The sequence below is a fragment of the Pseudomonas sp. W2-17 genome, from assembly GCF_041060445.1.
In the GTDB taxonomy this organism is placed as follows: Bacteria; Pseudomonadota; Gammaproteobacteria; order Pseudomonadales; family Pseudomonadaceae; genus Aquipseudomonas.
Genome location: NZ_JAUFNS010000019.1, coordinates 69,650 through 83,233, shown reverse-complemented (window position 1 = coordinate 83,233; position 13,584 = coordinate 69,650). Strand labels below are relative to the sequence as shown.

The 13,584-nt window shown below is 60.9% G+C and carries 11 protein-coding genes; 4 read left to right on the top strand and 7 right to left on the bottom strand.

Annotation, left to right across the window (positions count from 1 at the left end; all coding sequences use genetic code 11):
• Positions 1 to 95 precede the first annotated feature (95 nt).
• The 5 genes from QWI20_RS21420 to puuE form a co-directional block, all read right to left on the bottom strand.
• On the bottom strand, positions 96 to 1,436 hold the full coding sequence (locus QWI20_RS21420) for a urate hydroxylase PuuD (protein WP_369307122.1): 1,341 nt from the start codon (positions 1,434 to 1,436) through the stop codon (positions 96 to 98).
• A 48-nt stretch (positions 1,437 to 1,484) separates the two neighbouring features.
• Positions 1,485 to 1,988 carry an ureidoglycolate lyase gene (locus tag QWI20_RS21415; protein WP_346626677.1) on the bottom strand — a complete coding sequence of 168 codons (504 nt, stop codon included), beginning with the start codon at positions 1,986 to 1,988 and terminating at the stop codon, positions 1,485 to 1,487.
• Positions 1,989 to 2,236: 248 nt separating this feature from the next.
• The gene (gene alc / locus QWI20_RS21410) at positions 2,237 to 3,232 is read right to left on the bottom strand and encodes an allantoicase (RefSeq protein ID WP_369307121.1); all 996 of its coding nucleotides are present in this window, start codon (positions 3,230 to 3,232) and stop codon (positions 2,237 to 2,239) included.
• A gap of 41 nt (positions 3,233 to 3,273) precedes the next feature.
• Positions 3,274 to 3,789: a 2-oxo-4-hydroxy-4-carboxy-5-ureidoimidazoline decarboxylase gene (gene uraD / locus QWI20_RS21405; protein ID WP_369307120.1), complete on the bottom strand. Its 516-nt coding sequence runs from the start codon at positions 3,787 to 3,789 to the stop codon at positions 3,274 to 3,276.
• The gene (gene puuE / locus QWI20_RS21400) at positions 3,786 to 4,712 is read right to left on the bottom strand and encodes an allantoinase PuuE (protein WP_369307119.1); all 927 of its coding nucleotides are present in this window, start codon (positions 4,710 to 4,712) and stop codon (positions 3,786 to 3,788) included. The genes uraD and puuE overlap by 4 nt, the downstream gene beginning before the upstream one ends.
• A 398-nt stretch (positions 4,713 to 5,110) precedes the next feature.
• Between puuE and uraH the strand changes: the two genes are divergently transcribed.
• The 3 genes from uraH to QWI20_RS21385 all read left to right on the top strand — a co-directional run bounded on the left by uraH (position 5,111) and on the right by QWI20_RS21385 (position 9,261).
• Entirely contained in the window at positions 5,111 to 5,464 is a 354-nt protein-coding gene (uraH, locus tag QWI20_RS21395; RefSeq protein WP_369307118.1) for a hydroxyisourate hydrolase, read from the top strand.
• Positions 5,465 to 5,509: 45 nt separating this feature from the next.
• Positions 5,510 to 5,935 (top strand): DUF3830 family protein, encoded by a 426-nt coding sequence (locus tag QWI20_RS21390; RefSeq protein ID WP_369307117.1) that lies wholly within the window; start codon positions 5,510 to 5,512, stop codon positions 5,933 to 5,935.
• Positions 5,936 to 6,090: 155 nt separating this feature from the next.
• Positions 6,091 to 9,261: a DUF6543 domain-containing protein gene (locus tag QWI20_RS21385; RefSeq protein WP_369307116.1), complete on the top strand. Its 3,171-nt coding sequence runs from the start codon at positions 6,091 to 6,093 to the stop codon at positions 9,259 to 9,261.
• 117 nt (positions 9,262 to 9,378) lie between these two features.
• Here QWI20_RS21385 and QWI20_RS21380 read toward each other — a convergent pair whose 3' ends face one another.
• Positions 9,379 to 10,725 (bottom strand): NCS2 family permease, encoded by a 1,347-nt coding sequence (locus QWI20_RS21380; RefSeq protein ID WP_237254334.1) that lies wholly within the window; start codon positions 10,723 to 10,725, stop codon positions 9,379 to 9,381.
• A 358-nt stretch (positions 10,726 to 11,083) separates the two neighbouring features.
• On the opposite strand from QWI20_RS21380, the gene QWI20_RS21375 reads away from it, so the two are divergent.
• A complete protein-coding gene (locus QWI20_RS21375; protein WP_369307115.1) occupies positions 11,084 to 11,848 on the top strand; it encodes a GntR family transcriptional regulator in 765 nt (254 codons plus the stop codon).
• A gap of 396 nt (positions 11,849 to 12,244) precedes the next feature.
• On the opposite strand, the gene guaD is transcribed toward QWI20_RS21375, so the two are convergent.
• Positions 12,245 to 13,549 (bottom strand): guanine deaminase, encoded by a 1,305-nt coding sequence (guaD, locus tag QWI20_RS21370; protein ID WP_369307143.1) that lies wholly within the window; start codon positions 13,547 to 13,549, stop codon positions 12,245 to 12,247.
• Between the last annotated feature and the right edge of the window lie 35 nt (positions 13,550 to 13,584).

Here is a 13,584-nt window from a genome sequence, read left to right as displayed (position 1 = left end):
TCGGAGCGGATGGAGCGGTTAGCGGCAAGCTACAAGCTAAAGCCGATCGCGTACTGCTTTTTACTTGTGGCTTGCCGCTTGAAGCTTGCAGCTGCTTAGTTCGTCTGCGCCCCTTTATCGATCCACTGCCCCAGCAGGTCACGTTCCTGTTGGGTCATCTGGGTGATGTTGCCCAGCGGCATGATCTGCGCGGTCACCGCCTGGGCCTGAATGCGCGGCGCGAGTTGCTGGATCTGCTGCGGCGTGTCGAACATGATCCCGGCCGGCGCGCTGCTGAACAGCGGGCTGGTGGGTTTGGCGGAGTGGCAGACGGTGCAGCGCTCCTGAATCACGCTGTGGACCTTCTCGAAATCCACGCCACCACTGCTGGCTTGCGCCGGTTGGGCTGCGGCCTCTGCGGCAGGTGCCGGGGCAGCTGCAGTTGCAGGGGCTGGCGCTGGCGCGATTTCAGGCTTCGGCTCATCAGCGCGATGGCCGCCGATGGCTGTGCCCGGCAGTGGCTGGTACTGGATTTTCTCCGCCACGTCCGGGCCGCGAGATGTTTGCGCCGGGCCGGTGACGTAGGCCAGGCACATCATTCCCAATGCACCGACCGGCAGGGCCCAGGCATATTTATGGCTGTTGTGACGGGTGTTGAAGAAGTGACGGACCAGCACCGCACACACCGCGATCCCCGCCAGAATCAGCCAGTTGTACTGACTGCCGTAGGTACTCGGGAAATGGTTGCTGATCATGATGAACAGCACCGGCAGGGTGAAGTAGTTGTTGTGCCGCGAACGCAGCAATCCTTTGGCCGGCAGCGACGGGTCCGGCGTACGGTTCTCGGCGATGGCGGCGACCAGCGCGCGCTGGGCCGGCATGATGATGCGCAGCACGTTGCCGACCATGATCGTGCCGATGATTGCACCCGTGTGCAGGTAAGCCGCCCGCCCGCTGAACACTTGGCTGAAGCCGAAGCAGGCTGCGATGATCAGCACGAACAGCACCAGGCCCAGCAGGGCAGGGCGCTTGCCCAGCGGTGAATCGCACAGAATATCGTAGATCGTCCAGCTGGCGATCAATGAGCCGACGCCGATGGCGATGCCTGCGCCGCCGCTCAGCGTGCTGCCGGGTGCCAGCAGGTAAAGGGTGGGGTTGGAATAGAACACGATGCACAGCAGCGCGATGCCCGACATCCAGGTCCAGTAGGCTTCCCATTTGAACCAGTGCAGGTCGTCCGGCATGGTCGGCGGAGCCAGCTTGTACTTTTCCAGGTGGTAGATACCGCCGCCGTGAATCGCCCAGAGGTCGCCCGACAGACCGTCACGGGGGTTGGCGCGGTTGAGGTTGTTCTCCAGCCAGACGAAATAAAAGGACGCGCCGATCCAGGCGATCCCGACGATCATGTGAATCCAGCGCACGCCCAGATTCAGCCATTCCATCAGATGTGCAGCCACAGTCTTTACCCTTTGCCTTCCACCGCTTAACGGGTGGTCAGACCCTTCTTATAGTTGGGGATCGAGAACCATCTTCTGACTCTCTTCGAAGAAATGCTCATCGCAGTTATTGCCACTGCCACTGCGATCAACCACCAGGAAGTCATCCCGCTTTTCGATCGTCAGCACCGGGTGGTGCCAGACGCCGCGATGGTAATTAACACCCTGCCTGCCATTGGTGATGAAGGCGCGGGTCAACTCGGGTTCAGGTGCATCGCCAAGTGGCGCGACCACGACCAGAAAAGGATGGCCGAGCAGCGGAATGAAGGCCTGGCTGCCCAGCGGATGGCGCTCCAGCATGCTGATGGTCAACGGCATCTCCAGCGCCTCGGCGCGGAAGATGCTGATGATCGCCTTGTCGTCCGGCGTGGCCGTTTCAACCTCGGCCAGACGGTGAAAGCGCATGGTCGAGCCGTTGTTGATCATGAAATGATCGCTGCCGTCGGTTTCGATGACATCGCCGAAAGGGGCGAAGGCTGCCTTGGTCAACGGCTCGATGATCAGTGTGCGCATGCGGAGTCTTCTGTTTTCAGGTTGAAGATAAATGTGCGTCGTTGCTAAACGTGCGTCATGCCCAACGGAGGTTCTTGGTCTGACATCCGTCCTGTGGGAGCCGACCGGGGTGGCGTTCCACCTTGCTCGCGAAGAGGCCAGTGAATCCGCCACAGCTACAGCGATCATCCCACCGCATTCGCGAGCAAGCTCATTCCTACAGGTTTATGTTTTGTCCGTTCCCGCATTGTGTGACAACGGCATCCTCGTTACTTCGCAACCTTGCCCAACACCCGCAGCCGGCTCACGCCGCCATCCGGGAACACGTTCAGGCGGATATGGGTGATCGGCCCCAGTGCCTTGATCTGCTCGACGAAGGTGTGTTCGGCGTGCATTTCCAGTTTCTGGCTCGGCAGCAGTTCGCGCCAGAACAGGCTCTGGGTTTCGATCTGGCTGTCGGTGCCGCCTTTGACGAAGGCTGCCTGAATCGAGCAGCTGTCCGGGTAGTTGCCCTTGAAGTGCAGGGTGTCGACGACGATCTGCTCGACCTCGCCCGCATGCCCCAGCGCCACAATCACCCAGTCATTGCCAGGGGTGCGGCGACGTGCGGTTTCCCAGCCGTCGCCCATGTTCACGCCACGGCCCGGGTTGAGGATGTTGCTCATGCGCCCGAAATGCTCGTCGGAGCAGGCCAGCGCACGACCGCCATTCAGCGCAGCGGCGAGATCAATCTGCTCGTTGTCACCCACCGCCGACCAGTCCCGATGGGGCACGCCGTACACGCGCAGACGCGCCACGCCGCCGTCCGGATAGATATTGAAACGCAAGTGGCTGTAGGCCTTGGCGTCACCGATCTCGTGGTAATGGTGGCTGTCGCCCTTGAGCTCCACAGCCGGCAGCACTTCGGTCCACACGGTGTTTTCGTCCGGCTCGCCCGACGCCAGGAAGCACGCTTCCAGCGAGGCCGAGGGCGGGTAGTTGCCGGTGAAGAACGAGGTGTCGATGTCCACGCCCTTGATCCAACCGGCGACGCCCAGACGAATCACCGCACTGTCGTAACCTTCGAAGCGCTTGCGACGCGACTCCCAGCCGTCCATCCACTTGCCGTTGTCGTCGAACACGCCTTCTTTCCAGACTGCCGGGGTCGGCTGGAACAGGCGGTTGGCGTCGGCAAACCAGTCATCGGTGACGGAAAGGATCTTCGTCCCCAGACGCGCATCGGCCAGGTTGACGAACTTCTCGAAGGGTGCGGCGTAAGCTTTCATTCTTTTTGTCTGCCTTTGATAGTGGGCGTGGGAAAGGTCGGTCAGAGGGCTTGCAGGCGGAACATCGCGATCTTGTTGATCTCGGCGAGGGCGCAGGCGAACTCGGCGTCGGCCGGGTTGTGAATGCGCGTCTCGAAGGCCGCGAGGATCTGATGCCGGTTGCTGCCTTTCACCGCCATGATGAAGGGGAACGCGAACTTCGCTTTATAGGCGTCGTTCAGCTCGGTGAAGCGCTGAAACTCTTCGGCCGTGCATTGGTGGATACCGGCGCCAGCCTGTTCAGAGGTACTGGCTTCGGTCAGTTGGCCTTGCACGGCGGCTTTGCCAGCAAGGTCCGGGTGAGCGTTGATCAGCGCCAGTTGCGCGGCGTGATCGGCACTCAACAGGATGTCGCTCATGCGTGCATGCAGCGTTTCGATATCATCGAGCTCATGCCGCTGGCCCAGGTCATAAGCCTGTTCGGCGACCCAGGGCGAATGTTCGTAGATGTCGGCGAACGCCTGGACGAATTCATCGCGACTGAGGGACGAGGGCGTCAGGGTCTGAAAGCGGCTCATTGGGCGGCTCCATTGAAGGGGTGTACCTGATGCCAGTGCCGCGCGATTTCCACCCGGCGCGCAAACCAGACCTGCTCGTGGCCTTTGACGTACTCAAGGAAACGCTGCAGCGCGGCCAGTCGGGCAGGGCGACCAATCAAGCGGCAGTGCAGGCCGATCGACAGCATTTTCGGCGCCTCGGCCCCTTCGGCGTAGAGCACGTCAAAGGCGTCTTTCAGGTAATCGAAAAAGTCGTCGCCCTTGTTGAAACCCTGCACCTGGGTGAAGCGCATGTCGTTGGTGTCCAGGGTGTAGGGGATCACCAGATGCGGCTTGCCGGTGGGGTTGTTCGGCTCCCAGTAGGGCAGGTCGTCGTCGTAGGTGTCGCAGTCGTAGAGAAAACCGCCTTCTTCCATCACCAGCCGCCGGGTGTTCGGGCCGGTGCGCCCGGTGTACCAACCCAGCGGACGTTCGCCGGTGAGTTCCGTGAGGATGCGGATCGCTTCGAGCATGTGCTCGCGTTCCTGCGCCTCGTCCATGTTCTGGTAGTCGATCCAGCGATAGCCGTGGCTGCAGATCTCATGGCCCGCGTCGACCATGGCGCGGATCACGTCCGGGTGACGCTGGGCGGCCATGGCCACCGCGAAGACCGTCAGCGGGATGTCGAATTGCCTGAACAGCTTGAGCACGCGCCACACGCCAGCCCGGCTGCCGTATTCGTAGAGCGATTCCATGCTCATGTTGCGCTGGCCCTGCAGCGGTTGCGCGGCGACCATTTCGGAGAGAAACGCTTCGGACTCCTTGTCGCCATGCAGAATATTGCGTTCGCCGCCTTCCTCGTAATTGAGCACGAACGACAGCGCGATACGGGCGTTGCCTGGCCAGCGGGGGTGGGGCGGGTTACTGCCGTAACCGATCAGGTCGCGTGGGTAGTCGGCGCTCACTGCAATCTTCCTTATCTAGCCTGTGTTCTGTGGCGGTGGTCGTCAGGGCGATGCATCAAGGTGCCGCGACGGTCGCTGCGATGGTGAGATTGTATACAACTTTATTTACAACGTGTAACCCTGTTTTTTCACTTCCCGCCACTCTCGGCCCCATGGGATCACTGTGCAAGAAACCTGCCTGAGTGGTCAGATATGGCACTTGTCATCGCGTATTCGTCTGCCTTGCGTCGCTATCCGGGGCATGGAGCCGCGGCGGGTGATCAGTGAAAATTTAGGTAATTTTAATTGTGTACAATCCGTGCTTAAACTGTCTTAATCCTGTTCATCTCATACCGCTCATGCCCTTTTCGGGTGCAGGCCCTCTCTTAATCTCTCACTGAATGAGGCAACGACACGCCATGGGACGACTCACCACTCACGTGCTGGACGCTGCACATGGCTGCCCCGGCAGCTCCATACGCGTTGCGCTTTATCGGGTCGATGGCGACCGGCTGGAGAAAGTCGCCGAAGCAGTGACCAACAACGACGGCCGCTGCGACGCTCCGCTGTTGCAGGGCGATGACTACCAGTCTGGCGTCTATCAACTGCAGTTTCAGGCCGGCGATTACTTTCGCGGCAAAGGCGTGCAATCCGGCGAGCATGGGTTCCTTGATGAGGTGGTGCTGCGCTTCGGCATCGACGCCGGGCAAGACCACTACCACGTGCCGCTGCTGATTTCGCCCTACAGCTATTCCACGTATCGCGGCAGCTAGGTCACCCCCTGATTGACCCTTTGCCAGTTCCGGAGAAAAGCGTCCATGACCACTTTGAGAATCACCGCAGGCGGGTATCAGTTCCTTGCCCAGACCCATCCCGATGCGCCGCACACCGTGGCCGCCTTTCTTGCGCTGTTGCCTTACCGCCAGAAACTCATCCATGTGCGCTGGAGTGGCGAAGGCTGCTGGGTGCCTCTGGATGAGTATCAGCTCATCAAGGATGATCAACCTATCGGCTTTGAAAATCACACCAGCCACCCTTCAGTGGGCGACATTCTGTTTTACCCCGGCCCTTACAGCGAAACCGAAATACTGGTGGCTTACGGCTCGTGCTGTTTCGCCAGCAAAATGGGCCAGTTGGCCGGCAATCACTTTTTGACCGTCGTTCAGGGTCAGGAAAACCTCCGGGCGTTGGGTGTAAAGACGTTATGGGAAGGCGCCCAGGAGATCCTTTTCGAACGGGCGTAGCGGACCGCTGCCCGCAGACCCGGTGTCAGGGGCGCAGATCCAGAATGTCGTTGCACCGCGGATAAATAATGTCCTGCCAATACATATGTATGTCAGGCCGCTGCGTGGACTGTGAACACTCCAACCGTCTTATAGCGTGTTGGAGAACACACCCCATGACCACAACTGACATGACCCCGGGCGACTTGATGTCGACCCATGCTTCCCTTGATCAAACGCTGCTGGAAATCACCGCGCCACTGCCCGAGTGGCTGCTCACTGCCAGCGATACGGTGCTGGAGACCTATCGCGAGGGTTTGACGGCTTATCACGTCGCCGCCGCCCGGCTCGAAGCGCATTTGAGGAAGGTGCTGCCATCGTTTGAGACCTTCACCGACAACCAGATTGCCGCGCGCATCAAGGCGGATCTGGGCATCGATATTGCGCCAGAGACCATCGTTATCGACCTGCCCAAAAACGTAAGGCGCGATTACGACATCGACCCGCAATTTGGCCGGATCAAAAGTTACGCTGCGCCCTGGGTGGCGAGCAGCGAACGCGAACACCTCAGCCTTGGTCAGTTGGCTCGGCGCAATTTCGCCAGCGATGATGAGCAGATGGCCCAACGCCTGGTGCTGGCCGAGTCTGAACTCAACGCAGCGCATTACATCGAAGCCGGCCTGACCGCCTCCTACCTGCATCGCATGATCCCGCAACTGGACGTAGCTCAACGTTATCGAACGCTGCTCGATGCCGTTTTCCGCGTTCCCGGCGCTGCGCCCGAAGCTGGCGCCGCATACGCCTGGGCCGACGCCGACCTGCTGCTCGATCCCTACGAACACAAATTGTTGCTCGAAGGTTTTTGTGAGTTTTCCCGTCACCGGCTGAGCGAGGCCGGCTATCAGTTGTTCCAGATGGCGGCGCTGGCACGCTCGCGTTACCACACCGATGCCGCTGAGCTGGAGATGAACTGGGTGCGGTTCAAACCCGGCGTCGCTGTCACAGGGGAGCGTGACGGTCACACACTGGCCGGGTTGTGCGTGATGCGTGATCGCCAGACCAACTTGACGGTCATCTACCTGCCCGACGCGCCCGGCGATGTGACATTGATTGAAGGGTCAAGCCCTGCGCAGGCCAAATCCCGGCTGATTCAAAGGCTCATCCGGGACGCTGCGTTAGTCGAGTATCTGGCCGAGCGGACAATGGACAGGCCCCATCAGGCGCGTCACGTCAGTTACATCAATCAGGCATTGGCGCGCCGATTCGAAGGGTTCATCGATTTCGCCCCGGCGCTGGATCTGCAATTGCCCGCACAGCAATTGCACTGTCGCGCATGGATGCTGCATCGGCAGACCGAATCCGACGCCCGCAGCCAGTTCGATCTTGCACGCGAGCGATCAAGGGCGCAGAACGACGGATTTTTGATGTATTTCACGGCGATGTTGTGCCTATTGCCCGGCGTTGGCACGCTGATCAGTCTGCCCGAGGGCCTGGCCAGCGCGCATGAGGCAGTGAACGCTTTCAGCCGCGGGCGTCTTGATGACGGGCTGCTGGCCTCGGGGGCCGTGGCTTTGAGCGTGCTGGATGTGGCGCTGTCGATTGTGCCGGGCGCAGCGAGCATTCGCGTGCTGACCCGCGCGGGCCGTCGCAGCGCCGGTATCCGAAATGCAATGTCGGCGGCCGGTTCCCATGTGCTCAAGCCGTTTGATGGCTACGCAGTGCAGGCCTCGCTAGCGGGCGCACTGCCGCAATCAGGGCGCGACCTAGGGACAGTGCTCAAGGATGGCCAGTTGTGGATTCAACGCGACGGCCAGGCCTATGCCGCCTACCGACGTCCCGGCGAACACACCCTGCGGCTGCAGAAAACCGCCAGCCAGGGCTATGAGCCCCCCGTGCGCTTCGAACAGGGCGAGTGGGTGTATCACACCGACGTCGGGCTGCGCGGCGGTGTGAAGTCGACCATCGCCGAAACCCTGATCGCCAAGGCCCATCCGGACCCTGCGTTCACCCATCGACAGGCGCGGCAATTGCTCGATCAGTTTGAATTCCCGTCCGAGCATCAACGGCGCCTGGAGCTGGACCTCGCCGTTCACTTTGAAAAGCACCGGGCATTGCCAGACTGGGCCGAGGCCTACCGCCGTCCCGTCGCGGTGCCGGACGCCTCACCTCAGCCTGGGCCGAGCGGCGTCAAGCGCAAGGACCCGCCGACTGCGGATAACCCGGCAAAGCGCGCGCCCGAAGCAGGACCGTCAACGGCGTCCGCGAGACTCGCGGGCCCCGACACCTGGAAAACCTGGGCGCGGCCGATGATCGAGACCGATGACGTCCGGCAGATCACGCAGCAGCCACCGGTTTTCCGGATAGGCGAAACGCAGGGCAGCGACTTCATCCAATTGGACGGCAAGCGCTACGACATCCTGCCCAGTGGCGGCACGCAGCACCCCTCGATTGTGCTCCTGAAAAACCCGGCCACTCTGGAGGACAGCTTTTCCGGCCTCAACGAGACCATTCGCCGCAATCGATTCGAGCAGCCCATCATGGCCTCCTTTCAAGAGGGGAAGTGGACCGTGCATGGCCCGTTGTTCAAACGCAAGATTCAGCAACTGGTGGAACAGGCCCGACCAGGCATGACCCCGACCAGCTACCGGGTGCTGGCGGAAAAGATCTTTGATCGTGCAGACCCTGGCCATACCGGCATGACGTCGTCACGACTTATCAATCTGCGGGCCACTATCAATGCCTGGCAGCACGGCCAGCCGTCGCCGATGCCGGGGCTCAACGACCCGTTGCTGATGCTCGATGGGTCACATCTGACCGGCCAGGGAACGCTGAATGCCCGGCTCAGCATCAGTTACGGACCCTCGCTGCAACGGTTCAGTCGTCTGGACTTCTCGACCCAGGAACCCTCGCTGCTCCACCTCCTCACGAGGGCGGCAGCCGAAAACAGGGGCGGCATGGGAAGCAGGAAAAACCTGCGCGATTACCTGTCGGCGCTGGTCACTCACGCCGGTTATATCGTGGTGTCGGCCAATGAGGCGGTGCTGCACAGTCGCTCTATTTTGCTGTTCCGCCGGCCCGGTCAGGAACCGCTGTACCTGCTGAAGATGACGCGCGGGTCGACGTCGATGCTCGGATTCGATCTGCGCGGCCTGGACAGTGCGATCCCGATGTCCAACCGCTGGATTGACGAGTGGGTGACGGCTCACCCGGGTGAGCGTGCAATCGATGCCGTGGCCCAGGCTCGCAACGATGGCTGCTTGGTGAAGTTGGTGGGTGGCATCAGGGTCAGCAATTCTTCGGACAGCGGGATTCAGGTGTTCGTCGAGCGTATCGCCAACGATTTCTGACTTTGTCTGTGTAGAAGCGCGCATGCCCGCGATGACGGTGCATCAATGCCCAGTGCGGTCATCGACCCATTGCAACTGCGGGCAAGCGCGCCCTTACGTTTAGCTATTCATGCAGTCCTACAAAAACACGAACTTGGCGATGAAGATCGCGCACAGCACCCACAGGCTGATGGAGATTTCCCGATGGCGGCCGGTGCCGGCTTTCAGCACCACGTAGGTGATGAACCCCAGCGCGATCCCGTCCGCGACCGAAAACGTCAGCGGCATCATGATCGCCGTGACGATCGCCGGAATGCTGTCGGTGGCTTCGTCCCAGTCGATGTGCGCCATGCCGCCCATCATCAGCATCGCCACGTAAATCAACGCACCTGCGGTCGCGTAAGCGGGAATCATGCCAGCCAGCGGGGCGAAGAACATCGCTGCCACGAAGAGCACGCCCACGGTCACGGCGGTCAGACCAGTCCGACCCCCGGCCGCCACGCCCGAAGCGCTTTCCACGTAGCTGGTGACCGGCGGCACACCGACCATCGCACCGAACACGCTGGACGCGCTGTCCGCCTTCAACGCCCGCGAGAGGTTCTCGATGCGGCCGTCTTCGCGCACCAAACCGGCGCGCTGTGCCACACCCATGAGCGTGCCGGCCGTGTCGAACATGTGCACGAACAGAAACGCCAGCACCACGCTGATCATGCTGACGTTGAACACGCCGGCCAGGTCCATGGCCATCCAGGTCGGCGCCAGGCTCGGCGGCATGGAGAAGATGCCGTTGTAATGCACCAGCCCCAGGCCCCAGCCGGCCAGCGTCACCGCGATGATGCTGATAAGGATCGCGCCGAACACCCGGTGATAACTGAGCACGGCAATCATCAGAAAACAGATGGCGGCGAGCAGCGGACCGGGCTCGCGCAACGAGCCGAGCTTGATCAGCGTCGCCGGGCTGTCGACCACGATGCCGGCGGTTTTCAGGCCGATCAGCCCGAGAAACAGACCGACCCCCGCGCCCATGGCGTAACGCAGGCTGACCGGGATGCTGTTGAGCAGCCATTCGCGGATGCGTGAGAGCGTCAGGAACATGAAGATCACACCCGAGACGAACACCGCGCCCAGCGCCGTCTCCCAGCTGTAGCCCATGGTGCCGACCACGGTGTAGGTAAAGAATGCGTTCAGGCCCATCCCCGGCGCCAGGCCCACCGGCCAGTTGGCGTACAGCCCCATCAGCAGGCAACCCAGCGCGGCGGCGATGCAGGTGGCGACGAAGGCCGCGCCATGATCGATGCCGGCGTCGGCCATGATGTTCGGGTTGACGAAGATGATGTAGGCCATGGTGATGAAGGTCGTGAGCCCTGCCAGCAGCTCGGTTCGGACGGTCGTGCCGTGCAGGCTCAGCTTGAACAGGCGTTCAAGCAGGCCTTTGCGCGGCAGCGTGAGATCCAGCGGCGTGGCTTCGGTTTTGCGACTTTCCACAGTGAAATCCTCGGGACGTTTTTGTTGTTATGACAAAGCCGACTGTTGGCTCCGGGAAGCGGGTAGACCTGTCAGGCCGATTTGTTGACTGAAAGGTCAGAAACGTGCACGAAGGGATTATGCTTTTGTATACAAATAATGCAAATAATGTTTTCGATCCTGTGCGGAGTATTTGTCGGATTGTGTGCATAACGCCCCGTCATTTCCGGGCCTGCGCAGACTTTGCCGGCTGTGTACAATGCGCCATTACTTTTACTGTGACTTTGCCGGGATATCTGCTATTGGTTGCTCCAACAGTGGTCGTACCCGCCCTGATCACGGCAAGGCCCCGCGCCGGATTCTGTTACCACGAGTGCCCATGAACGATCAGCTGCAACCCCTCAAGAAACACTCACGCACGGCCAAATCAGGCCGTAGCGGCACCCAGGACGACATCGTCTACGCCCACATTTTCGAGGCGATTCTCGAACAGCGTCTGGCGCCCGGCACCAAGCTGAGTGAAGAAGCCCTCGGTGAAATCTTCGGCGTCAGTCGCACCATCATTCGTCGTGCACTGTCGCGACTGGCCCACGAAGGCGTGGTGCTGCTGCGCCCGAACCGTGGCGCGGTGGTGGCCAGCCCGAGCGTCGAAGAGGCACGACAGGTGTTCTTCGCCCGGCGTCTGGTGGAGAAGGCGATCACGGAACTGGCGGTCGAGCACGCCACGGCGGAACAGCTCAGCGAGCTGCGCCAGATGGTCAGCGACGAGCGCGACAGTTTTTCGAAAGGGGATCGCGGGGCGGGGATTCGTCTGTCGGGAGAATTTCATCTGAAGCTGGCGGACGCGGCCAAGAACGCCCCACTGATCAGCTTTCAGCGCAGCCTGGTCTCGCAGACCTCGCTGATCATCGCCCAGTACGAAAGCGGCAACCGCTCGCACTGCTCGTACGATGAACACACTCAGCTGATCGACGCAATCGAAGCCCGCGACGCGACCCTGGCGGTGAACCTGATGATGCATCACATGGATCACATCGACAGCAAGCTCAACCTCGACGAAGACAGCGCCTCCGACGACCTCCATGCGGTGTTCTCGCACCTGATGCTGCCGAAGAAAAAAGCAGGGCGCAGCACGTCGGTCTGAATGTGGCAGTGAGCTTGCTCACGAATGCTGCGGCACAGCTGACAGATTTAGGTTGGATGTACCTCAGTCTTCGCGAGCAAGGTGGAGCGCCACCCCGGTCGCTCCCACAAATTCTATGCTGACTCCGGTAACTCTGGTAGGACCGAGGACCTGTGGGAGTGAGCTTGCTCATGAATGCTGCGGCACAGCTGACAGATTAGTGTTGGATGTACCTCAGTCTTCGCGAGCAAGCTCACTCCTACAGTTTCCAGCTGTCATCGAAAATCCGCGTCGAGCGCAGATCTCCTGTAGAAGCAATCGGAGGTTACGACGGTCGCGAAGCGGCGGGCCTGCGACATCAACGTCGGCTGACACACTGCATCGCGGGTAGGCGCTCCTACCGTTTGCGGCATCGCCTCAACGCTTATGCACCAATACCCCCGCCGAATACGTTTCGCTCACGGTCCGGTCATCCCCCAGGGTCATCAACACAAACAGCTGCTCTTCGATGCTCGTCGCCTGACTCATGCGGTACTGCAGCAGCGGCGTGGCGTTAAAGTCCAGCACCACGAAGTCCGCTTCGCTGCCCGGCTGCAGGTTGCCGATCTTGTCTTCCAGCCGCAGCGCCCGTGCGCCGCCCAGCGTCGCCAGGTACAGCGATTTGAACGGGCTCAATTTGGCGCCTTGCAGCTGCATGACTTTGTACGCCTCGTTCAGCGTGTGCAGCAGCGAGAAACTGGTGCCAGCGCCGACGTCTGTTCCGAGTCCTACATTGACCTTGTGCTTTTCGGCCATCGGCAAGTTGAACAGCCCACTGCCGAGGAAGAAGTTGGAGGTCGGGCAAAAGGCGATGGCGGACCCGGTTTCCGCCAGGCGCTCACACTCCTGGTCGCACAGGTGCACGCCGTGGGCAAACACCGAGCGCTCGCCGAGCAGGTTGAAATGGTCGTACACGTCCAGGTAGTTCTTGCGCTCCGGGAACAGCGCCTTGACCCATTCGACTTCCTTCAGGTTTTCACTGATGTGGGTCTGCATGTACAGGTCGGGGTACTCGGTCAGCAATTGCCCAGCGAGGGTCAATTGTTCGGGCGTGCTGGTCGGTGCGAAGCGCGGGGTGACGGCGTAATGCAGGCGGCCCTTGCCGTGCCAGCGCTCGATCAGCGCCTTGCTGTCGACGTAGCTGGATTCGGCGGTGTCCACCAGATAATCCGGGGCGTTGCGGTCCATCATCACCTTGCCGGCGATCAGGCGAAGATTGAGCTTCTCGGCGGCACTGAACAGCGCCTCCACCGACTCCTTGTGACGACTGCCGAATACCAGCGCGGTGGTGGTGCCGTTGCGCAGCAATTCCTTGAGAAAGATGTCGGCCACCTGCGCCGAATGCTCGGGGTCTTCGAATTGCCTCTCGCAGGGAAACACGTAGGTATTCAGCCAGTCGAGCAACTGCTCGCCGTAGGACCCGACCATGCCGGTCTGCGGCAAATGGATGTGGGTGTCGATGAAACCGGCGGTGATCAGCGCGTCTTGATAGGTGACGATTTCGATGTCGTCAGTGAGCGTGCCGAGCAGGTCTTCGGCGTTGCCCAAGGCGAGGATCTTGCCGTTTTCGACCAGCATCAGGCCGTCTTCGAAATACTCATACGACGCTTCCACCGCCACGTCGGCAGGGTCTGCGATGCTGTGAATAATGGCGGCGCGGTAGGCTTTTTTGGCGGTGCTGATATCAGGGGTCATGTCAGTTGATCATTCTTCCGGGA